22 protein-coding genes, 1 pseudogene and 1 other annotated feature are annotated in these 21,111 nt (G+C 43.1%); of the genes and pseudogenes, 21 read left to right on the top strand and 2 right to left on the bottom strand.

Annotated features, from left to right (window positions below; genetic code table 11):
- Nucleotides 1-124: 124 nt before the first annotated feature.
- The 12 genes from minC to pheA all read left to right on the top strand — a co-directional run bounded on the left by minC (nucleotide 125) and on the right by pheA (nucleotide 9,609).
- On the top strand, nucleotides 125-808 hold the full coding sequence (minC, locus tag AC3ISE_RS16330; RefSeq protein WP_489221781.1) for a septum site-determining protein MinC: 684 nt from the start codon (nucleotides 125-127) through the stop codon (nucleotides 806-808).
- A 2-nt stretch (nucleotides 809-810) separates the two neighbouring features.
- On the top strand, nucleotides 811-1,617 hold the full coding sequence (gene minD, locus AC3ISE_RS16325; RefSeq protein WP_070879458.1) for a septum site-determining protein MinD: 807 nt from the start codon (nucleotides 811-813) through the stop codon (nucleotides 1,615-1,617).
- A 201-nt stretch (nucleotides 1,618-1,818) separates the two neighbouring features.
- The gene (locus tag AC3ISE_RS16320; protein WP_489221780.1) at nucleotides 1,819-2,595 is read left to right on the top strand and encodes a peptidoglycan DD-metalloendopeptidase family protein; all 777 of its coding nucleotides are present in this window, start codon (nucleotides 1,819-1,821) and stop codon (nucleotides 2,593-2,595) included.
- Nucleotides 2,588-3,454 carry a M50 family metallopeptidase gene (locus tag AC3ISE_RS16315; protein ID WP_489221779.1) on the top strand — a complete coding sequence of 289 codons (867 nt, stop codon included), beginning with the start codon at nucleotides 2,588-2,590 and terminating at the stop codon, nucleotides 3,452-3,454. Before AC3ISE_RS16320 ends, AC3ISE_RS16315 begins: the two co-directional genes overlap by 8 nt.
- Before the next feature lie 59 nt (nucleotides 3,455-3,513).
- Nucleotides 3,514-4,947, top strand: coding sequence for an Rne/Rng family ribonuclease (locus AC3ISE_RS16310; RefSeq protein WP_489221778.1), 1,434 nt, complete (start codon nucleotides 3,514-3,516; stop codon nucleotides 4,945-4,947).
- A 52-nt stretch (nucleotides 4,948-4,999) separates the two neighbouring features.
- Nucleotides 5,000-5,084 (top strand) — a sequence feature (ribosomal protein L21 leader region).
- Between the two features lie 15 nt (nucleotides 5,085-5,099).
- Nucleotides 5,100-5,408 (top strand): 50S ribosomal protein L21, encoded by a 309-nt coding sequence (rplU, locus tag AC3ISE_RS16305; protein ID WP_489221777.1) that lies wholly within the window; start codon nucleotides 5,100-5,102, stop codon nucleotides 5,406-5,408.
- A gap of 11 nt (nucleotides 5,409-5,419) precedes the next feature.
- Entirely contained in the window at nucleotides 5,420-5,773 is a 354-nt protein-coding gene (locus AC3ISE_RS16300; protein WP_489221776.1) for a ribosomal-processing cysteine protease Prp, read from the top strand.
- Between the two features lies 1 nt (nucleotide 5,774).
- Entirely contained in the window at nucleotides 5,775-6,068 is a 294-nt protein-coding gene (gene rpmA, locus AC3ISE_RS16295; protein ID WP_070879464.1) for a 50S ribosomal protein L27, read from the top strand.
- A 299-nt stretch (nucleotides 6,069-6,367) separates the two neighbouring features.
- Nucleotides 6,368-6,916, top strand: a complete 549-nt coding sequence (locus tag AC3ISE_RS16290) for a Spo0B C-terminal domain-containing protein (RefSeq protein WP_489221775.1) — start codon at nucleotides 6,368-6,370, stop codon at nucleotides 6,914-6,916.
- Nucleotides 6,917-6,939: 23 nt separating this feature from the next.
- On the top strand, nucleotides 6,940-8,226 hold the full coding sequence (obgE, locus tag AC3ISE_RS16285) for a GTPase ObgE (protein ID WP_489221774.1): 1,287 nt from the start codon (nucleotides 6,940-6,942) through the stop codon (nucleotides 8,224-8,226).
- Nucleotides 8,227-8,292: 66 nt separating this feature from the next.
- Nucleotides 8,293-8,736, top strand: a complete 444-nt coding sequence (locus AC3ISE_RS16280) for an ACT domain-containing protein (protein WP_070879467.1) — start codon at nucleotides 8,293-8,295, stop codon at nucleotides 8,734-8,736.
- 15 nt (nucleotides 8,737-8,751) lie between these two features.
- Entirely contained in the window at nucleotides 8,752-9,609 is an 858-nt protein-coding gene (gene pheA, locus AC3ISE_RS16275) for a prephenate dehydratase (RefSeq protein WP_489221773.1), read from the top strand.
- A 42-nt stretch (nucleotides 9,610-9,651) separates the two neighbouring features.
- Here the strand turns inward: pheA and AC3ISE_RS16270 are convergent, their stop codons facing one another.
- Entirely contained in the window at nucleotides 9,652-10,197 is a 546-nt protein-coding gene (locus AC3ISE_RS16270) for a transcription repressor NadR (protein WP_489221772.1), read from the bottom strand.
- Complete coding sequence (locus AC3ISE_RS16265) at nucleotides 10,184-11,350, bottom strand: IscS subfamily cysteine desulfurase (protein WP_489221771.1); 1,167 nt, start codon at nucleotides 11,348-11,350, stop codon at nucleotides 10,184-10,186. Before AC3ISE_RS16265 ends, AC3ISE_RS16270 begins: the two co-directional genes overlap by 14 nt.
- Before the next feature lie 101 nt (nucleotides 11,351-11,451).
- Between AC3ISE_RS16265 and nadB the strand changes: the two genes are divergently transcribed.
- From nadB to AC3ISE_RS16220, 9 genes and pseudogenes are all read left to right on the top strand, one after another.
- The gene (nadB, locus tag AC3ISE_RS16260; RefSeq protein WP_489221770.1) at nucleotides 11,452-13,035 is read left to right on the top strand and encodes an L-aspartate oxidase; all 1,584 of its coding nucleotides are present in this window, start codon (nucleotides 11,452-11,454) and stop codon (nucleotides 13,033-13,035) included.
- Nucleotides 13,022-13,852, top strand: coding sequence for a carboxylating nicotinate-nucleotide diphosphorylase (nadC, locus tag AC3ISE_RS16255; protein WP_489221769.1), 831 nt, complete (start codon nucleotides 13,022-13,024; stop codon nucleotides 13,850-13,852). The genes nadB and nadC overlap by 14 nt, the downstream gene beginning before the upstream one ends.
- A 55-nt stretch (nucleotides 13,853-13,907) precedes the next feature.
- Nucleotides 13,908-14,975: a quinolinate synthase NadA gene (nadA, locus tag AC3ISE_RS16250; RefSeq protein WP_489224362.1), complete on the top strand. Its 1,068-nt coding sequence runs from the start codon at nucleotides 13,908-13,910 to the stop codon at nucleotides 14,973-14,975.
- A gap of 187 nt (nucleotides 14,976-15,162) precedes the next feature.
- Nucleotides 15,163-15,591: pseudogene (gene safA / locus AC3ISE_RS16245) on the top strand (SafA/ExsA family spore coat assembly protein); the annotation flags it as partial.
- Between the two features lie 1,885 nt (nucleotides 15,592-17,476).
- Nucleotides 17,477-18,208, top strand: a complete 732-nt coding sequence (locus AC3ISE_RS16240) for a YhcN/YlaJ family sporulation lipoprotein (RefSeq protein WP_489221768.1) — start codon at nucleotides 17,477-17,479, stop codon at nucleotides 18,206-18,208.
- 165 nt (nucleotides 18,209-18,373) lie between these two features.
- Nucleotides 18,374-18,937: a BofC C-terminal domain-containing protein gene (locus AC3ISE_RS16235; protein ID WP_489221767.1), complete on the top strand. Its 564-nt coding sequence runs from the start codon at nucleotides 18,374-18,376 to the stop codon at nucleotides 18,935-18,937.
- A gap of 348 nt (nucleotides 18,938-19,285) precedes the next feature.
- Nucleotides 19,286-19,894 carry a Holliday junction branch migration protein RuvA gene (gene ruvA, locus AC3ISE_RS16230; protein WP_489221766.1) on the top strand — a complete coding sequence of 203 codons (609 nt, stop codon included), beginning with the start codon at nucleotides 19,286-19,288 and terminating at the stop codon, nucleotides 19,892-19,894.
- A gap of 11 nt (nucleotides 19,895-19,905) precedes the next feature.
- Entirely contained in the window at nucleotides 19,906-20,907 is a 1,002-nt protein-coding gene (ruvB, locus tag AC3ISE_RS16225) for a Holliday junction branch migration DNA helicase RuvB (RefSeq protein WP_489221765.1), read from the top strand.
- Entirely contained in the window at nucleotides 20,904-21,104 is a 201-nt protein-coding gene (locus tag AC3ISE_RS16220) for a DUF2905 domain-containing protein (protein WP_070879762.1), read from the top strand. Before ruvB ends, AC3ISE_RS16220 begins: the two co-directional genes overlap by 4 nt.
- Nucleotides 21,105-21,111: the final 7 nt, after the last annotated feature.

Genomic DNA, 21,111 nt, shown 5'->3' with positions numbered 1-21,111 from the left:
TGGATTACGGCTATCGCTGCGGCAGACATGTTGGATCATCAGCCGAATAATCAAAATTCTCTTATAAAAAAAGAGGAAGATTGCATCTATCTGTCGAAATAGTATAGTCGTTGAGGTGAACGTCATGAAGGCTCAAAAACAGCAATTTGTCACAATAAAAGGTACAAAAGATGGATTAACGCTGCATCTCGATGATTCATGTTCTTTTGAAGAACTGCTGAATGAACTTGAGCAAATGTTATCCTTAAAGCAATACATTCATGAAGATGGGCCATATATCACCGTTAACGTTAAAGCGGGTAACCGTCTGCTTCATAAAAAACAGCAGGATCAAATTGAAGCTGTTATACAAAAAAAACGGAATCTGGTTGTTGAAACGTTTGAAAGCAATGTTGTGACAAAAGATCATGCCCTGCAAATGAAAAAAGAAGCAGAGGTGGTCTCGGTTGCTAAAATGATTCGATCCGGACAGGTTCTTAAAGTTGAAGGCGATTTGCTCCTGATCGGAGATGTTAACCCGGGCGGCACTGTTATTGCACGCGGAAACATTTTCATCATGGGTACGCTTAGAGGCATTGCGCATGCTGGATATAACGGGAACAAATCGGCCGTCATCGCCGCATCGGTGATGAAACCGTCGCAAATCAGAATTTGCGACATCGTAAACCGTGCCCCTGATTATATTCAGTCAGAAAAGCACGAGATGGAATGTGCTTACATAGATGAAAGTGAAACTATCATCATTGATCGACTGCAGCAGTTGACTCATTTACGACCTAACTTGACAAGGTTTGAAGGGGGAATTTGACCGTGGGTGAGGCTATCGTTATTACCTCTGGCAAAGGCGGAGTTGGCAAAACAACGACTTCTGCTAATTTAGGAACATCTTTAGCGATTTTAGGAAAACGCGTATGTCTCATAGATACAGACATCGGCCTGCGAAACCTCGATGTTGTGATGGGGCTTGAGAACCGCATCATTTACGATTTAGTGGATGTTGTTGATGGCCGCTGTAAAATTCATCAGGCGCTTGTAAAAGATAAACGCTTTGAAGACAGGCTCTATTTGCTTCCGGCTGCGCAGACGAGCGATAAATCGGCTGTAAATCCTGAACAGATGAAGAAGCTTGTAGATGAGCTGAAGCAAGACTATGACTATATTGTGATCGATTGTCCGGCAGGCATCGAGCAGGGTTTTAAAAACGCTGTGGCAGGTGCTGACAAGGCAATCGTTGTAACTACTCCTGAAATATCAGCAGTGCGTGATGCAGACCGCATTATCGGTTTGCTTGAGAAGGAAGAGGGCATTGAACCGCCGAAGCTGGTCATCAATCGAATCCGCAACCATTTAATGAAAAACGGGGACATGCTTGATGTGGATGAAATTGTTACGCATCTTTCGATCGATTTAATCGGAATCGTAGCAGATGATGATGATGTCATTAAAGCGTCTAATAATGGTGAGCCGATTGCAATGGATTCAAACAACCGCGCATCTATTGCATACCGGAACATTGCCCGCCGCATCCTGGGAGAATCCATTCCTCTGCAATCATTAGAAGATGCAAATCCAGGTGTCTTTACAAAAATCAAACGCTTTTTCGGCGTTAGAGTATAAGGAATCAAGATAAGCGCAAAATTCTATATTTCATTTCTATTAAAAAGCAATCTCTGATTTTAGGAGATTGCTTTTTTTATATAAAACTTCACTGCTGCTCCATTTTCAAAAACACATGGTCGCCGTTCCGCAGGCTTGTCATATTCCATAAGGACAAGGCATAAAATTGAGTAAATGTGATTCGAGGGGATGGGTGTGGCAATGGGGAATCGAGCGGATGATTTGCGCAGGAGAATGGCAAAAAGAAAACGGGACCGCAGTTTAGGAGCTGAGAGGATAAAACCTCAAAAACAGCTGCCCGATCTATCATTCACAGATGATGAAGAAAAATATGGAGGCTCCGCTTATCACACGTATGATCCGGGAAGAGGCGGAAGCGGCTCCCATCCATTATTTAAACCGGATGTATTTATGTTTAAGCTGCTGATTGGAGCTTGTTTAGTTCTTGTGGCTGCCATTGTTTTTAAGAATGATTCGCCTCCTTTTGAAAAAGTTCAGAGTGTGGTCACAAGTACCTTTGAAGAGGAATTTCAGTTTGCCGTAATTTCAAAGTGGTACGGTGAGCAGTTTGGCGACCCGCTTGCCCTGATTAAAACCTCTGATGGGGCACCAAAGTCTGAAGATACAGAATTCACAGCTCCGGCTTCAGGAAAAGTACTTGAGACGTTTGAAGATAATGGCCAGGGTGTGATGGTTGAAACTAGCAGCAATCTTGTAGAAGCGATGAATGAAGGAATTGTTATTGAAATTGCTAAAAAAGAAGACTCTGGTTTGACGGTTGTCGTTCAGCATGCAGATTCAACCGAGAGCTGGTACGGCAATCTGGAGGAAGTGAATGTTTCCCTTTATGATTTTGTGGAAAGCGGAAAAGAAATCGGCAAAATCAAAGCGGCAGAAGACCAAAAAGGGACGTATTATTTCGCTATTAAAAAGGGTGATCAATTTATCGACCCGATTCAGGTGATATCCTTTGACTAAATATTTATCTGTTTTTCTTCACATTCATATTCACCCAATTCTATGGTTAATCATGGGGATTTCGATTATGACGGCTCATTTTCAGTCACTGCTGATTTTGCTGTCCATTATCCTCATACATGAGCTTGGTCATGCCATGACAGCCAGACATTTCAACTGGAGACTGAAATCGATTGTTCTGCTTCCATTTGGAGGTGTGGCAGAAGTGGAGGAGCACGGGAACAGGCCTTTGAAGGAAGAGCTTCTGACAATTGCCGCCGGACCTCTGCAGCATCTTCCGCTTCAGGGAGCAGCTTTTCTTTTACAAACGGCAGGTTTTCTTAGTTATGAAACCTATCAGCTCTTTACCTTCTACAATGTCATGATTCTTCTGTTCAATTTATTGCCGATTTGGCCGCTGGACGGAGGGAAATTGCTGTTTTTGCTTGTATCAATGAAGCGGTCCTATCAGGATGCTCATCGGACTATGCTTATGGTTTCAGCAGTGTCCTTAGCTCTGTATCTTCTATTTTTTCTTATTTTTTATCCGCAGCAGCTTAATGTTTGGGTGATTGCAGGTTTCCTTATTTATTCTTTATATATGGAGTATAAGCACCGAAGTTTTGTGAGCATGAGATTTTTGCTCGAGAGATATTACGGCAACCAGCAGGACCCGGGAATATTAGAGCCGATTATTGTAGATGAAGGAGAGCCCATCTATCAAACGCTGCTGAAATTCAGACGGGGGTGCAAGCATCCGATTATTGTTGAACGAAATGGAAAGAAGCTGTTTGAGCTTGATGAAAACGAGCTTCTTCATGCCTTTTTTGCAGATAAGCGGACACAATCAACTGTTGGCGAGCTGAATTATGATTATTGACGCAGGACTGATAAAATGAGTAAATATGAGAAAGACATCTACAGAAAAGAGGATGATCATTGCGTAAGTTAGTTCTAAATGCAAAAGGCGGTCAAAATCGCTGTGCACTGATTGAAGAAAATCTGGTTCAGGAAATTCACATCCATCATATAAATGAAACGGCCGGCAGCATATATGCGGGCCGTGTTTTGAATGTTCTTAAAGGCATGCAGGCCGCTTTCGTCGATATCGGGCTAGAAAAGAACGGATACCTTTCAGTTAATGATCTCACCCCTGTTTTGAAATCAGCCAGGCTTAATGAAGGACAGCAGCTTTTGGTTCAGGTGGCAAAAGAAGCAACTGAACAGAAGGGGCCGAAACTGACCGCCAATCTTGAATTTGGCGGACAATATCTTGTCTACATGCCGACTTCAGGCTATACGGCTGTTTCAAAAAAAATAGAGGATCCATCTGAAAGGGAGCGGCTCAGGTCCATTGGAGCTCATTTTTGCGAAGAGAATGAAGGGCTTGTTTTCCGGACTGCAGCAAGCGGACAAGCAGAAGAAACCCTGCATAACGAATATCGATACTTGAAGGAAAAATACGAGGCTCTGCTGCATGCAAATACGAAGGCTCCTGCCCTTTTAACTGAAGGCACGCCATTCTTTGACAGAATCCTGCGGGAAATCGATCCTGAAACGCTGCAGCAGATCGTGTGCGATGACAGCGATCTCGCCCTCGATTTAAAAAGCAGGTATGAGAACCTGGAAGTTGTGTTTCACCAATCAAAGCAGCCTGTTTTTGATGCGTACAAGATTGAACAGGAACTAGAAAAAGCGCTGAAACGGATAGTCTGGCTGAAAAATGGCGCCTATCTTGTGATCGATCAGACAGAAGCATTAACCGCTATTGACGTAAATACAGGGAAATTCTCAGGCAAGTCTTCTCTGCAGGATACGGTATTGAAGACGAATTTAGAAGCGGCAAGAGAAGCGGCAAGACAGATCAGGCTCCGCAACTTAAGCGGAATGATCATCATTGATTTCATTGATATGCCAAGACAGGAGGACAGGCAGTCTGTTTTGCGGGAAATGCTCAGGGAAGCGAAGCAGGACAGAGTTCAAACAAAAATGCTTGGTTTTACTCAAATGAATATTTTTCAAATGACCCGTAAACGAGTGCGTCCCGATCTTCCATCTCTCATCACGGAACCCTGCCCGGTCTGCAGCGGCACAGGCCATGTGCTGACCCCTGAAACTATCGCTTTTAAAATTGAACGGGAACTATGGGAGCTGCAGTACATGGAGCATGAGGCTGCCTTAATTGAACTGCCTTCTTATGCTGCTGAAGTATTAAGAGGGAAAAATGATGAACATCTTAAACGATTGGAAAAAGCCCTGCACTTTGAGATCTTTTTGACGGAAAAGAAAGAATGGACCGATCACTATAAAATTGTGCAGCTGGGAAATCGCGAAATGATTCAGGGGCTTATGAAAAATAAAGATAAAATATAATTGACATACTGGAGCCTATTTTGATAGTATTGTTATGTTATTGATTGTAGCACCCGTGCTACAACCGCACAGATGCAGGTATAAAGTTTTTCGGATTGCTCCGGATCACCTGTCTGCTGGCGAGTCTGAGTCTAATTAGGAGGTGCATAGGAATGTACGCAATTATTGAAACTGGTGGAAAACAAATCAAGGTAGAAGCTGGTCAAGCGATCTACGTTGAAAAGCTTGCTGGTGACCAAGGCGACACTGTTACTTTTGACAGAGTTTTATTCATTGGCGGAGATGACGTGAAAGTTGGTAGCCCGATCGTTGATGGAGCGACTGTTACAGCGAAAGTTGAAAAACAGGGCCGCGCTAAAAAGATCACTGTATTCAAATACAAAGCTAAGAAAAACTACCGCAAAAAACAAGGTCATCGTCAACCATACACGAAACTTGTTATTGACGCAATCAACGCTTAAGGCCATTTAAGATGATAAAAGCAGTCATTAACCGCTCAAGCTGCGGATTAATTGAATCCTTTACATTATCTGGACATGCCGATTTCGATGTACATGGAAAGGATATTGTCTGTGCCGGAGCATCTGCCGTCACATTTGGCGCTGTTAATGCGGTACATAAGTTAACAGGCATAACGCCGATTGTTGAACAGGGAGGAGACGGAGGATTTCTTTCGTTTCAGCTGCCTCATGATCTAGAGCAAAAAGCGGGCGAACAGGCTCAGCTGCTGCTTGAAGGCATGCTCGTATCGCTGCAGTCAATTGAATTGAACTATGGACATTTCATAAAAATTACGATAAATAACAATCAGCAGGAGGTGGACTAGAATGTTTTTAAGTTTAGATCTTCAGTTCTTCGCTTCTAAAAAAGGAGTAGGTTCTACTAAGAACGGTCGTGATTCAATCTCTAAGCGTCTTGGCGCTAAAAGTGCGGATGGCGAATTCGTAAGCGGTGGTTCTATCCTTTTCCGTCAACGCGGAACGAAAATTTACCCAGGTGAAAACGTTGGCCGCGGCGGTGACGACACTCTTTTCGCGAAAGTGGACGGAGTTGTACGTTTCGAGCGTTTCGGACGTGACCGTAAAAAAGTTAGCGTATATCCTGTAGCACAAGAAGCATAATTTCTTTTAGGAAAACTCTAGCCCTCTGGTTAGAGTTTTTCTTTATTTTCAATTCTGTTTTGAGCCCCAAGGATAAAATCATCAGTTAGCGGACTGATTTGGTACTTAAAACAGAAATCTTACAAAAAATAGTCATTTTTTTTAGGAAAACCTCCCCATATCTTTGATTTCCTCTTGCTTTTTTCAAATTGCACTTATTTTCCCCAGGATAGTTTGTTATAATTTAGTACGACATTCAGTTTCCAAGTCTTAAAGCTCCTAGAGAAAAGAATAGAGAAAAAGGGAGTAGGAGTGCCGACATGAAAAAAACAAATGAAGAGTGGAATATTGTTGATGTGTTAAGTCATTCACGTCACGATTGGATGAATAAACTGCAATTAATCAAAGGAAACTTATCATTAAATAGACACGATCGCGTACAGCAGATTATTGAAGAAATCGTCATCGAAGCACAAAGCGAATCAAAGCTCTGCAATTTAAAAATGCTTTCATTTGCGAGCCTCTTAATGACGTTCAATTGGAAAAGGCATCACTATTCTTTGGAGTATGAAGTCCTTGGTTCCATTTATGACTTGTCGGAATACGATGTGAAGGTTGCTGCATGGTGTGGGCAATTCTTTCAGATTCTTGACGATTCCGTTGACAAGTGCAATGAGAATCACTTAAGCATCACAATAGAAACAGAAGCCAATCAGGGACAAGTTCGATTCTTTTTTGATTTTAATGGCATAATAACAGAGACAGCAGTGTTATTAAATTGGCTGAAATCAAATGAAGAGAATCAGGTGTCAGTAAAGCATTATGAGCTTTCCCCGGACGAACTGACCATTACGGTCGGAGTTGTATAATTGGCTTGGAGCGGAGGATTACCATGTTTATAGATCAGGTGAAAATATATGTAAAAGGCGGCGACGGAGGTAACGGGCTAGTTGCGTTCCGCCGCGAGAAATATGTTCCTAAGGGCGGACCTGCAGGCGGAGATGGCGGTAAAGGCGCTGACGTTATTTTTGAAGTTGAAGAGGGCCTGCGCACATTAATGGATTTCCGCTATCAGCGTCATTTCAAAGCAGACCGCGGACAGCACGGCATGTCGAAAAATCAGCATGGCAGAAATGCAACGCCGATGATTGTTAAAGTTCCGCCGGGAACAGTCGTTATGGAAGAAGAAACAAGAACGGTTATTGCTGACCTGACTGAGCACGGACAGCAGGCTGTTATTGCAAAAGGCGGACGCGGAGGACGCGGAAACAGCCGTTTTGCCACACCAGCCAATCCTGCTCCTGAGCTTTCTGAAAATGGAGAGCCCGGACAGGAACGGAACATCATTATGGAGCTTAAGCTTCTTGCAGATGTTGGCTTAGTCGGTTTCCCGAGTGTTGGAAAATCAACGCTGTTATCTGTGGTAAGCTCGGCTAAACCGAAAATTGCCGAATACCATTTTACAACGCTTGTGCCGAACCTTGGTGTTGTTGAAACAGGAGATGGACGCAGCTTCGTTATGGCAGATCTGCCTGGATTAATTGAAGGTGCACATGAAGGAGTGGGACTTGGTCATCAATTCCTGCGCCATATTGAAAGAACCCGAGTCATCGTTCATATCATTGATATGTCAAGCGGCGAGGGCCGTGATCCTTATGAAGATTATCTGACTATCAATGCTGAGCTTAAAGAATACAATTTGCGACTGACTGAAAGACCGCAGATTATCGTTGCAAATAAAATGGACATGCCGGAATCAGAAGAAAACCTTGCAGCTTTTAAAGAAAAGCTTGAGGATGAGCTTCCAATCTTCCCTGTTTCTGCTATTACCCGTGAGGGCGTCCGCGAACTTTTATTTGAAATCATGAATACAATTGAAAAGACACCGGAATTCCCGCTATATGAGGAAGAGGATCTTTCCGATCACCGTGTTCTTTATAAATTCGATAAAGAAGCAGCAGAATTTGAAATCACACGTGACAGTGACGGAACATTTGTTGTATCAGGAGAGAAAGTGGAATATCTCTTCAAAATGACAAACTTCCTGCGCGAAGAGTCAATCAGACGTTTCTCAAGACAGCTGCGCGGAATGGGTGTCGACGAAGCTCTCCGTCAAAGAGGAGCAAAAGACGGCGATATCGTGCGATTGCTTGAATTTGAATTTGAATTTGTTGAGTAGCCTAAAGAAGAAGAGCCTTAATCCGCTCTTCTTTTTTCACAGGCAGATGGAGAAAAGGAGCAGGTCATGAAGGAAGAAACCTTTTTTTTAGTACGGGAAGACGTTCTGCCTGAGGCGATGAGAAAAACGCTTGAGGTGAAAAAACTGATTGAACGAAAAAAAGCAGACTCTGTTGCTGAAGCTGTTCAGCGCGTGGATATGAGCCGAAGCGCTTATTATAAATACCGTGATGCTGTTTTTCCATTCCATACAATGGTAAACGAGCGCATTATCACGCTCTTTTTTCATCTGGAAGACAGATCAGGCACTTTATCACAGCTTCTCGCAGTTGTTGCCACAGCCGGCTGCAATGTACTGACAATCCATCAGACGATTCCGCTGCAGGGACGCGCAAATGTCACGCTGTCTTTAAATACAAATGGAATGAAAGAAGATATCAATAGCGTCATGGCCAAGCTGAAGCGTCTTGAATTTGTTGAGAAAGTAGAGATATTAGGATCTGGAGCTTAGGGGAGAGGATTTCTTATGTCATATAAAGTTGGTTATTTAGGTCCGGCGGCTACTTTTACACATCTTGCCGTCACAAAATTTTTCGAAGATCATGCCGGGCATGTTCCATTTTTGACCATTCCTCAATGCATGGATGCAGCAGCTGAGGGGAAAATTGACTTAGCTGTTGTCCCGCTTGAAAATGCGTTAGAGGGTTCTGTTAACTTAACAATTGATTATCTCGTTCATGAACAGCCGCTTTCCATCATTGGAGAAATTGTGGCGCCTATTCAGCAGCATTTGATGGTTCATCCTTCAAGGGAAGACTCTTGGGAAGATGCAGAAAGAGTATACTCTCATTCCCATGCCATTGCGCAATGTCATAAATTTCTTCATCATCAGCTTCCTAAAGCGAAGTATGAGTACGCGACATCTACAGGGGCAGCTGCAAAATACATCCAGGAGCATCCTGAAGAAAATATTGCGGTTGTCGCAAATGAACTGGCAGCTGAAGAATATAATCTTAAAATTGTCCGCAAGAATATCCATGATTATACCCATAATCATACCAGGTTTGCTGTTCTGCACCCAAACCAGCATACATATATCAAGACCAAATTAAATAAGATCACAGACCGGACAACCCTCATGATTACCTTGCCTTCAGATCAGTCTGGGGCCCTTCACCAAGTGCTTTCTGCTTTTTCATGGAGAAAGCTGAATTTGTCAAAAATCGAATCAAGACCAATGAAAACAGGTCTTGGAAACTACTTTTTTATTATCGACATTGATATGAAAATGGATGCTGTCCTGATTCCAGGTGCGATGGCAGAGCTTGAGGCCCTGGGCTGCAGTGTCCGGACTCTTGGTACATACAGCGCTTATTCTATATAAAAAATGAACCGGCTTGCAAATGCAAGCCGGTTTTTATCTAGTTTAATCTTCTTCGTTAACAAGAAACCCCGCCGTCTTCAAAGCAGTACATACTTCATCTAATTTTTCCTCGCGGTCAGCTACTAATGTATGCAAGTGCAATCCTTCTGTAAGCTGGGATAAATAGGCTGCCTTTGTTTCCTCAATTTTTTCAATGAAATCACGTACTTCCTTACGGTTGCTTACCATAATGGATGCTGTCAATTCCCCGTATACAGGATGTTCAATGATCACATCTTTCACGGTTACACCGTAATCAACAATGATATTTAGTTCTTCAGCCGTTGCTTCTGGCTTATGGCTGCTTGCGATGATGCGCTTATAGGCAGGAAGCTCCTCATTTTCCTGTTTCATATAAACATAGCCTTGGCTCGTTGCAAGGATTGGTTCATTTTGTGCTTTTAATAAAGATATGTCCTGAACAATGACTTGCCTGCTGACATTAGTCTTCTTTGCCATGTCGCTGCCTTTCATTGGAACTTTCGTTTCTTTCAGCCAATTCAGGATTAATTCTCTTCTTTTCGTTCCAGGGATTTTACCTTCGCTCATGCATTCTTTCCCTTCTTTCCATATACCTCTCGCTAATTGCTTTTTCTATGATGTCAGTCATTTTATAAAGATCTTCGGCATTTGTATGTTTCCCTGTTGAAATCCGGATGTACTGCAGGGCTTCATCGCTGGTCAGGCCGATAGCCGTCAGCGCCTTTGAGGGAGTCTGCATGCCAATTTGGCAGGCTGTACCTGTGGAAATGGCCAGTCCTCTTCGGTTGGCTTCAAGGAGCATATATTGTCCCTCGATCCCACGAATCACGAGGCCAATAATAGTTGGAAGCTGATCATCCACATCTTTATTGATCATGTGAACATGTTCGGGATAGTCGCTTAGTTTTGCTAAAAACCTTTTCTTCAACGATTCGAGTCTGCTGAATTCTGTCTCCATGACTGAACAAGCTGCCGCCGCGGCATATGTAAATGCTGCAATACCCGGTACATTCACCGTGCCTGCTCTAAATCCATTTTCATGTGTGCCGCCCGAAATAACAGGAGTAAGATGTTTACGCGGATTCAAATAGAGACCGCCGACCCCTTTTGGTCCATACACCTTATGACTTGAAACAGAAATCGCATCCACCTTCCACGCATCCGCTTTAATGGGGATCTTTCCAAACGACTGAACACAATCGCTGTGAAAAAAAACAGGCTTATCGTGTAAAAAATAACCGATATTCTCTAGATTTTGGATGCAGCCTATTTCAGAATTTGCGTGCTGAATGGAAACCAGTGCTGTTTGTTCCCTTAAGGCATCTCTTATTGCTTCTACATGTAGTTTACCATGTTTATCAGGCAATAAAAATGTTACCTCATAGCCTTTTTGCTCGAGAGATTGTAAATAATTATAGCTAGAAGAATGTTCTAGCGCAGACGCAATTATATGATTTTTGTGTTTATGAGAATTTTTTAAGAGTGTTTCAATGGCAAGCACATTGGATTCACTGCCTCCGCTTGTGAAGCAAACTCCAGAGGCATTACCGCCAATCAGGTTTGCTATCTGTCCGCGGCAAGCATCTAATAACGTTCTGGCGGCATCTCCTTCATCATGCAGACTATTGCTGTTTGCGAACGCCTTTTTTGATGCCTCGGCAAATACATGGAGTGCTTCATCGCTAATGGGTGTTGTAGCCGCGTAATCTAAATAAATCAAATTTGAGTCTCCTCTCAAGGTTCAAAAAAATCTCTTGTCATTATTTTAGTTTTGTGTAAATATAAGTGTCAAGACACTTGTAAAGAATAGGGGGTTATTTTGTGCCTCAAACGGATGCAGTCATTATCGGAAGCGGCATTGCAGCTCTGTCTGCAGCCTATCAGCTTCAATCTTCAAGAAAAGTCACCATACTTACTAAATCAACTAAATACGAGAGCAATTCTATGCTGGCCCAAGGAGGAATTGCAGCAGCTGTGGATAAATATGACAGCTGGAAGGGTCATTACGAAGATACGATAACGGCAGGATCTCATCATAATGATGCTTTTGCAACTGAACTGCTTGTAAAGCAAGGGGCAAAAGAAGTTCTTGGTCTTATAAAAGATGGATTTCAGTTTGACCAGGATACAGATGGTAATTTACTGCTTGGTCAGGAGGGAGCACACAGATTCAGCAGAATTCTTCATGCAGGCGGAGATGCCACAGGAAAAGCTGTGATTCATTTTTTATTATCACAGCTAAATGAAAACACAGAAATCATTGAAGATGAAATGGCGCTCGACCTTATTATTATTGACGGAATATGCAGGGGGGTTTTTACGCGGAATGCTCAAGGTGACCTTAAGCGGTATGTTGCCGGGCACACCATTCTCGCAACGGGCGGCTGCGGCAGTCTATACAAACATACTTCCAACTCACAGGTTACAACAGGTGACGGACTTGCAATGGCATTTCGGGCGGGGGCTGTCCTCACGGATATGGAATTTACTCAATTTCACCCGACGATGCTTCTGGTGAATGGTGAATGTGTAGGGCTTATATCTGAGGCAGTAAGAGGAGAAGGAGCCTTCCTTCAAAATGAGAGTGGAATTCGATTCATGGAAGGTATTCATGCATTTGGAGATCTTGCTCCAAGGGATATCGTTGCAAGAACGATTTTTTCACAGATGAAAAAAGGCCACCGTGTGTTCCTTAACATCTCGTCCATCCCAGCCTTTGAAAGCCGCTTTCCAACGATTTCGGCAATGTGTAAAAAACATGGTGTCAACCTAAATGAAGGCTTGATTCCAGTAGCCCCGGGAATGCATTTTCTTATGGGCGGGATCAAAACAGATATAGATGGCAAAACTTCGGTCAGCCGGTTATATGCAGTTGGGGAAGCTGCCTGCACAGGAGTTCACGGCGCAAACAGACTGGCAAGTAATTCACTGCTTGAAGGCCTTGTTTTTGGCAGCCGTCTAGGCATGTCCATCTTACATTCTCCTCAACATGCATGTGAAGAACCTGAGTCAGTGAAAACGAGAACCAGCAGGAAGCAGGAAATCATTTTACCTTCCACGGAAGAGATAAAGTGGATGATGACAACCTTTGCTGCCATTGAGCGTTCTGAAGAAGGACTTTTTAATGCAAAATGCTGGTTTGAGAAATTCTTATTGCCAATCTCTTTTTGGGATATCAATGTGAATAATTTCACAAATAAAGAATACGAAAAAATAAATATGCTGACAGCAGGCTGGCTTATTGTGGCTTCTGCACTGAGAAGAACAGAAAGCAGGGGCGGCCATTTTAGAACAGATTACCCCTATAAAGAAGACCGGTTATGGCTGAAAAAACAAATTCTTCTTTCTAAATACGATAGAGGGTTAAAGAATGATTCAGAGGTGATGGAAATTGAATTTACTTAAACTGAAAAAACAATTAGAAGCTTTCTTTATTGAAGATATCGGTGATCATGATGCTACAAGCTCGTATATTTTTTCAAAAGATCAGCGGGGAAAAGCCATAATTACCGCCATGGAAGGCGGGACCTTTGCGGGTGCGGATGTGATCAGAATAGGGTATGAAATCCTTGATCGTCATGTATCAGTTAACCTTCTGAAACAAGATGGTGAACAAATAAATATAGGAGAGCATGCAGCTGTCATTGAAGGTCCAATAGGTTCCCTTCTTACTGGAGAACGAGTCATCCTAAACCTGCTTCAAAGAATGAGCGGAATTGCGACACTGACAAATCAGGCAGTGAATTGCCTGAATTCTGCTCATACGAAGATTACTGATACCCGGAAAACGACACCAGGCCTGAGAATGATTGAAAAATATGCTGTTCGGTGCGGCGGAGGATACAATCACAGATTTGGCCTGTATGACGGAATTATGCTTAAAGATAATCATATTGCAAGCAGCGGTTCTATTTTTGAAGCTGTAAAAAAGGTAAGGGCGCATGCAGGGCATATGATAAAAGTAGAGGTTGAAATAGAATCTGAGGAACAGCTCCTGGAAGCAATTGAAGCAAAGGCGGACATTATTATGTTTGATAACCGGACACCTGAAGAAGTGAAAGCTTTTGCCAATCTGACACCTCCATCAATCATTACAGAAGCTTCCGGAGGTATTACCCTTCAAAACCTGGGTGATTACGGTGACACCGGAGTGGACTATATTTCACTCGGAATGCTGACTCATTCCGCCAAATCTCTTGATTTAAGCATGAATGCAGAATAAGGAGGAAGTTACAGTGAATGTACTGGATATGCTTCAATTTGAAACAAATGAAAAAATGCCGCCGCATTATAAAGAACTAACAGAAGTTGAAATGATCGGAAGAGTTAAACGGATTAAAGAAAAGTTTGGCCGCCGGCTGCTGATACCCGGTCATCATTATCAAAAGGATGAGGTTATTCAGTTTGCAGATATTACGGGGGACTCCCTGCAGCTTGCACAGGCCGCTGCAGAAAACAAAGAGGCAGAATACATCGTTTTTTGCGGCGTGCATTTTATGGCTGAAACAGCAGACATGCTGACGAGTGAAGGGCAAAATGTTCTGCTGCCTGATATGAGAGCAGGATGCTCGATGGCTGATATGGCGGATATTGATCAGACTGAGCAGGCATGGACAAAGCTTCAGGAAATGTATGGGGATACAATTCTGCCATTGACCTATGTGAATTCAACCGCAGCAATTAAAGCATTTGTCGGGAAAAATGGCGGGGCAACTGTCACTTCCTCAAATGCAGAAAAAATGCTGCGCTGGTCTTTTGAACAAAAACCGCGGATTCTATTTTTGCCGGATCAGCATTTAGGAAGAAATACGGCTTATAACTTAGGCGTTCCGCTTGATAAAATGGCGATTTGGAATCCGCTGACAAACGAGCTTGAATTTGATGGAAATCCAGAGGATGTTATCGTAATTTTATGGAAAGGCCATTGTTCCGTCCATGAAAAATTCACGGTGAAAAATATCGAAGATTTGCGCCTTACTAAGCCTGATATGAAAATAATCGTACATCCGGAATGCAGCAGAGAAGTAGTTGCTGCAAGTGATTTGGCAGGCTCTACAAAATATATCATCGACACGATTGAAGCAGCTCCTGCCGGAAGCAAATGGGCAATCGGAACAGAAATGAATCTTGTGAAAAGGATTATTGACCAGCATCCTGATAAGGAAATTGTCTCGCTGAATCCGTTTATGTGCCCATGTTTGACGATGAACAGAATTGACCTTCCACACTTATTGTGGTCACTCGAAGGACTGGAAGAAGGTAAGGTCATCAATCAAATTAAAGTTGATCCAAAAACAACAGAACATGCCGTTCTCGCTTTAGAGCGAATGCTTGAACACGTATAAAATGGAACTGACAAAATAAGATGAAAATAAGTGCAGCCGCATGCTGTCTTCGTCTTAAGTTTGTCAGTTTTTTTATTGGCCGGGAAACATATATTTGTCTTCTTAAGCATAAGTTGTGATGAAGAAGAATGGCATAATTGCCTGCTAATCATATGCGATAAAGTTTCAAGCATAGGAGGGGGAAAGGTTGAAAATCCACATTGTTCAAAAAGGCGATACGCTTTGGAAAATTGCCAAAAAATATGGGGTAGATTTTGAAGAACTGAAAAAGATGAACTCTCAGCTAAGCAACCCTGACTTAATCATGCCTGGAATGAAAATAAAGGTTCCAAGCGAAGGAGTTCCTGTTAAGAATGAAACAAAGGTTAACTTTTCAGGGAAAAAGGAAATGCCGAAATCCGAGCATCCTTTTGCAAAAGAAAAACCGAAACAAGTGATGGATGTCACAGATACCAAACCGAAGGAAGTTCCGAAAGAAAAGCCCTCGGTGCCATATGTTCCTCCAGTGCCGAACATTAAACAGCCAGCATATCCAGAGCTAGATATTAATAACTACTACATGCTGAATATGGCGATGATGCCGCAGGCACCGCAGCCGCAGCTTCCGCCAAAGCCGTCAAATGTTCTGCCTGAGATGATGAAGCCAGCCGAAAAGCCAGCTCAAAAACCGGCTGAAAAACCAGCTGAAAAGCCAAAATCAGTTTCACCTGCTAATAAAGAGGAGGCCACAAAGGATATGGAAAATAAGCCGAACATGCCGCAGCAAGGAGTTATGGGGGCTTATCAGGGCGGTCAGGGTCCACAAGGATTTCCTGGCGGCCAGGGCGGGGCTCCGTATCAGAACCCTGGTGCAGTCGCCGGTGCCCAGGATCAGGCACCTGGAGGTCCAGGCTTTCCGGGCGGGGATGACTGTTATCCAGTTTCACCAGTGATGCCAGGACCAGGATTCGGTCCGGGATTTGGAGGCCCAGGATTCGGAGGTCCAGGATTCGGCGGACCTCAAATGCAGCCATATGGTATGCCGTATCAGCAAGGCCCTGGCATGGGAATGCCGCAGCAAATGCCATTTGATGATGATGATGATGACGATGACGTAATGGGAGCATATATGCCTCAGCAGCAAATGCAAATGCCGTATGGTCAGCAAGGGTTCGGAGGCCCAGGATTCGGTGGTCCAGGATTTGGAGGCCCAGGATTCGGAGGCCCAGGATTCGGTGGTCCAGGATTCGGCGGTCCAGGATTTGGAGGCCCAGGAGGATATCCGCCTGGCTGCTATCCGATGTCTCCTCCGATGCCGGGTCCGGGTTTCGGATTTCAGCCTCAAGTTCAAGGAGCGTTCAGCGGCGGTCCAAATATGCCGCAGGGTGTAGCCGGTGCATGGGATCAAGGGATGATGAACAATATGCCTCCGCAAGTAAGCCCTGCAATGGATAAAAAAGATTGCGGATGCGGCGGACCTGGGCAAGGCTATGGCGGAATGCCGGGACAATTTGATCAGGGCGGTCAATTTGGCGGAATGCCGGGGCAGTTTGGTCAGGGCGGTCAATTTGGCGGGATGCCAGGGCAGTTTGGTCAGGGCGGTCAATTTGGCGGAATGCCAGGGCAGTTTGGTCAGGGCGGTCAATTTGGCGGGATGCCGGGGCAGTTTGGTCAGGGCGGTCAATTTGGCGGGATGCCGGGGCAGTTTGGTCAAGGAGGTCAATTTGGCGGAATGCCGGGGCAGTTTGGTCAAGGAGGTCAATTTGGCGGAATGCCGGGACAATTCGGTGATGGTGGTCAATTTGGGATGCCGAGATTTGATGATGAGGACGACGACGATTGATATAGATCTAAGAGACGAGACATATTGTTCGTCTCTTTTTTTTATTTATAATTCCATGTGCAGGTACAGGGGCTTTGAGTACACTTTTCACGGTTCTTCATGAAATTGAGGAATCATACCGGCACTTTGAGTACACATTTCACGCTTTTACATAATATTGAGGAATCATACCGGCGCTTTGAGTACACATTTCACGCTTTTACATAAAATTGAGGAATCATACTGGCGCTTTGAGTACACTTTTCACCCTCTTACATGAAATTGAGGAATCAAACAGGTGCTTTAAGTACACTTTTCACCCTCTTACATGAAATTAAGGAATTAAACAGGGCTTAGAGTACACATTTCACGCATTTTCATCAAATTGGGGAATCAAAGAGGGGCTTTGCCTGAACCACTTGGCAGAGATCAAAAATCGTTTCGCGATTAAACTTTATAAAAAAATTTCGCAAACAATTGTGTGTTTATCAATCAAAATAAGATAAGATCCGCATTTAAAAATTTGAAAAAGATTCTCCATTTATTTTTCCCTAGTTCCATTCAGGTCACCCTCAACTAAAAAATTGCCTCCATTATTTTTAGGACTTACCGTTAACTAACAGATTAATGCTTCCCTGAACGAGCAACCTATACAAGAGCGTAATTTGCTCGCGACAGGAAAATCAGGGGGGTTTTAATATTGAGGCATAAAGTTACTGCATTTGCTGCAATTGCAATAGCTGCGACTGGACTTGCAGGCTGCAACAATAATGAAGGCGCACTTGACACGAGATATGATGATTCAACAAGACCTATCGGTTATTATTCAGATGAACACCGCAATAACAACAACGATGGAGTGGATAACGTGGATAATGATGGACCATTGACAGAAATGATGGAAGGCGACATGAATGATAATTACTTCACAAAAGTAAATGATCGTGATACCGCATTTCATAATGGAAGAATGGATAATCCAACAGCCCCGCTTTCTAATGAAGACGGCATGATTGAAAAAGACAACCGTTTCAGCAGAACAGATGAAAATTATCATGGTCAGGTGAAGCAAGTCAATTATTACAATGACCAAGATGAAGCCATTGCTAAAAATGTTTCTGAAAAAGCTGCAGATGTCAAAGATGTCGATGATGTCCGCACGGTTGTAAATGGAGATCAGGTGCTTGTTGCCATTGATACGGATGACAAAAACGACAAAGACGTTAAAAATGCCGTTTTGAATGCAGTGCGTCCGGCAGCTGAAGGCAAAGATATTAAAGTTGTCACCGATGAAGGCACATTTAATCGTGTCAGAACGATTAATGACAATATTGAAACAGGACAGCCGAAAAATACAATCAATGAAGATATTAGAGATCTTTTTGATGATATGGGCAATGTCATGAAAGAGCCCTTTCAGCAAGCAAGATAAACAATGAAAGGGGGTATCTGTATATAGATGCCCCTTTTTTCTGTTTTTTTATTATCTAATTAGAAGAAAAAAATCATGAAAGGTTAAAATTTCTATTTTTGGTCAAACTAGAAATGACGAATACTTGCCTTTATGGTAAATAGCTCATGATATGGGGTGTATGTGATGATGTCGTCTCATCGTTTAATGATTGGTGCCTTTGCCTGCGTCATAGTCACATTATTTTTCATCATTCCTTCTTTCCATCAGAAAGAATCCAGTGCATCAGAGAATGCAGCAGAACCGGAAAATGAAGTCTATGAGGTAAGCGGTCCGCTGACCGTTACAGTGGTGCTCGAACGAATCTATTTGGATGGTGAAATCAGTGAAGAAGTGAAAACCGAAACCATTCTGGCAATGGAGGATTTTTGGGCGAAATATGAGGATTGGCAATTAATTGATCAGGACGATCATCAGATTATTTTTCAAAAAGAAGTGGATGATATCTCCCCTTTACTAAAAGCAAACGGGTATTTCGGCATTTCATCAGAAGGTGTCTTCTCTATTTTTAATGGAAAGCCTGATGATGCTTCGGAAATTATTCAGTCATTCTTTCAAATTGATGTTAAAAAACTTGAAACACGAAAGCATGATGAATTAAGGCAGGGAATTCGCATAGAATCAAAAGATCAGTACTTAAAGGTCATTCAGTCATATAAAGCCTATTCATCACCAGCAGATGTGAAATAAAGAAAGCTAGTGCAAAAGCGCTGGCTTTTTCTGTGTTTATGAGGATTTTCATTGTTTTTTTTAAGGCTGTTTTCGCAGATAAATGTTGTCCGTTCCTTTCCGCTCCAGGAACTTGCTTTCCGCGGGGAGGGTGGGAGCCTCCTCGGCTTTTAGCCTGTGGGGTCTCCCATTTCCCTCTATTTTCCCGCAGGAGTCAAGTTCCTTCCGCTGCAATCCACTCATGGTCTAAAATATCTAGTTTTATAGCAACAAAGTTTACGAAAAGAGCCTTTTTAAATGATTAATACTACAGGCAAAAGAAAAAATTATGATACAATGAGGTACAGTTGTAAAGAGGTGACTAACGTTTTGATTGAATTTATAAAAGGCTATATTGATTTTGTTACTCCGGAATTTATTGTCATTGACCATGGCGGAATCGGTTATCAGGTGCACACTCCAAATCCATTCAGCTATCAGCGCAATCGATCTTCAGAAGTGACGATTTATACATATCAGCATGTCAGAGAAGATATCCTCGCGTTATATGGTTTTCATACAAGAGAAGAAAAAGCATTATTTATGAAGCTCCTGAACGTTACAGGTATCGGACCAAAAGGAGCGCTTGCCATACTTGCTTCAGGAAATCCTGCGCAAGTAGTCGGTGCGATCGAAAATGAAGACGAGAAGTTTCTTGTTAAGTTTCCTGGGGTTGGGAAGAAGACTGCGAGGCAGATTATTCTTGATCTCAAAGGAAAGCTTGCCGATGTAGCGGGGGAGCTTGCTCCTGATTTGTTTACGCATGAAGAGCATGAACAAAAAGAAACAGCATCAAAAGCCCTGAATGAGGCACTTGAAGCTCTAAAGGTGCTGGGATATGCTGAACGCGAAATTAACAAGGTCGTTCCATCACTTATGGAAGAAGAGCTATCAACTGATCAGTATGTGAAAAAAGCTTTGCAAAAGCTATTAAAGTAAGGTGAAAAGACATGGATGAACGTCTTGTATCAAGTGAAGCGGACCTAGATGAAGGTGCAATCGAGCTAAGTTTAAGACCTCAGACTTTATCTCAGTATATTGGACAGGATAAAGTAAAAGAAAACTTGAAAGTCTTTATTGAAGCCGCTAAACTCAGAAGCGAAACATTGGATCACGTCCTTTTATACGGTCCTCCGGGCCTTGGGAAAACAACGCTTGCTACGATTATCGCAAACGAAATGGGCGTAAATATCCGCACAACATCAGGACCGGCTATTGAAAGGCCGGGAGACTTGGCTGCCATTTTAACAGCTCTTGAGCCCGGGGATGTCTTATTTATTGATGAAATCCATCGTCTTCAGCGCTCAATTGAAGAAGTCCTGTATCCGGCGATGGAGGATTTCTGTCTCGACATTGTGATTGGAAAGGGCCCATCTGCCCGTTCTGTCCGCCTTGATCTGCCGCCGTTTACTCTTATAGGGGCCACCACACGCGTTGGCTTGCTTACGGCTCCGCTCAGAGACCGGTTTGGTGTTCTCAGCAGGCTGGAATATTATAATGAAGAGCAGTTGTCTCTCATTGTTGAACGGACTGGAGACATATTAGGGATCGGCATGGAAAAAGAAGCTTCCCTGGAACTTGCAAGAAGATCAAGGGGTACGCCTCGAATCGCAAACAGGCTATTAAGACGGGTAAGGGACTTTGCCCAGGTGCTTGGCGAGCCGACTGTATCGGGGAGTCTTGCTGAGGAAGCATTAGAAAAACTTCAGGTCGACAGATTGGGCCTCGATCATATTGATCACAAGCTTTTAATGGGGATCATTGAAAAGTATAAAGGCGGTCCCGTCGGAATTGATACGATTTCAGCTACAATCGGAGAAGAATCACACACGATTGAAGATGTATATGAGCCGTATCTTTTGCAAATCGGTTTTATACAACGCACTCCAAGGGGTAGAATGGTAACGGAAGCAGTTTACCATCACTTTCAAATGGAGGCTCCAGAAAAATGACCCAATTCCCCAAAATCCTGATGATGATGGGCGCCGTTCTTTTTTTCGCAGGATTATTCATGCAGCTCATTGGAAGACTGCCTGGAGATTTTGTCTTTAAAAAAGGCAGCACAACGTTTTATTTTCCGATCGTTACATCAATTGTAATCAGTATCTTGCTGACGATCTTGTTTAATGTTTTCGGACGGTTTAAATAATAGAAAA

The sequence above is a fragment of the Metabacillus sp. KH_069 genome, assembly GCF_057838075.1.
The sequence above is the reverse complement of the archived record's forward strand: the minus strand, read 5'-3'. Positions and strand labels throughout refer to the sequence as shown.

Excerpts from the sequence above, each read along its gene's own strand:
- ruvB (WP_489221765.1), top strand. The coding sequence starts at position 19,906 with ATGGATGAACGTCTTGTATCAAGTGAAGCGGACCTAGATGAAGGTGCA.
- pheA (WP_489221773.1), top strand. The coding sequence starts at position 8,752 with ATGTCATATAAAGTTGGTTATTTAGGTCCGGCGGCTACTTTTACACAT.
- minC (WP_489221781.1), top strand. The coding sequence starts at position 125 with ATGAAGGCTCAAAAACAGCAATTTGTCACAATAAAAGGTACAAAAGAT.
- obgE (WP_489221774.1), top strand. The coding sequence starts at position 6,940 with ATGTTTATAGATCAGGTGAAAATATATGTAAAAGGCGGCGACGGAGGT.
- AC3ISE_RS16320 (WP_489221780.1), top strand. The coding sequence starts at position 1,819 with ATGGGGAATCGAGCGGATGATTTGCGCAGGAGAATGGCAAAAAGAAAA.
- AC3ISE_RS16270 (WP_489221772.1), bottom strand. The coding sequence starts at position 10,197 with ATGAGCGAAGGTAAAATCCCTGGAACGAAAAGAAGAGAATTAATCCTG.
- AC3ISE_RS16300 (WP_489221776.1), top strand. The coding sequence starts at position 5,420 with ATGATAAAAGCAGTCATTAACCGCTCAAGCTGCGGATTAATTGAATCC.
- rplU (WP_489221777.1), top strand. The coding sequence starts at position 5,100 with ATGTACGCAATTATTGAAACTGGTGGAAAACAAATCAAGGTAGAAGCT.
- AC3ISE_RS16235 (WP_489221767.1), top strand. The coding sequence starts at position 18,374 with ATGATGTCGTCTCATCGTTTAATGATTGGTGCCTTTGCCTGCGTCATA.
- nadA (WP_489224362.1), top strand. The coding sequence starts at position 13,908 with ATGCCGCCGCATTATAAAGAACTAACAGAAGTTGAAATGATCGGAAGA.
- AC3ISE_RS16280 (WP_070879467.1), top strand. The coding sequence starts at position 8,293 with ATGAAGGAAGAAACCTTTTTTTTAGTACGGGAAGACGTTCTGCCTGAG.
- AC3ISE_RS16220 (WP_070879762.1), top strand. The coding sequence starts at position 20,904 with ATGACCCAATTCCCCAAAATCCTGATGATGATGGGCGCCGTTCTTTTT.
- rpmA (WP_070879464.1), top strand. The coding sequence starts at position 5,775 with ATGTTTTTAAGTTTAGATCTTCAGTTCTTCGCTTCTAAAAAAGGAGTA.
- AC3ISE_RS16290 (WP_489221775.1), top strand. The coding sequence starts at position 6,368 with ATGAAAAAAACAAATGAAGAGTGGAATATTGTTGATGTGTTAAGTCAT.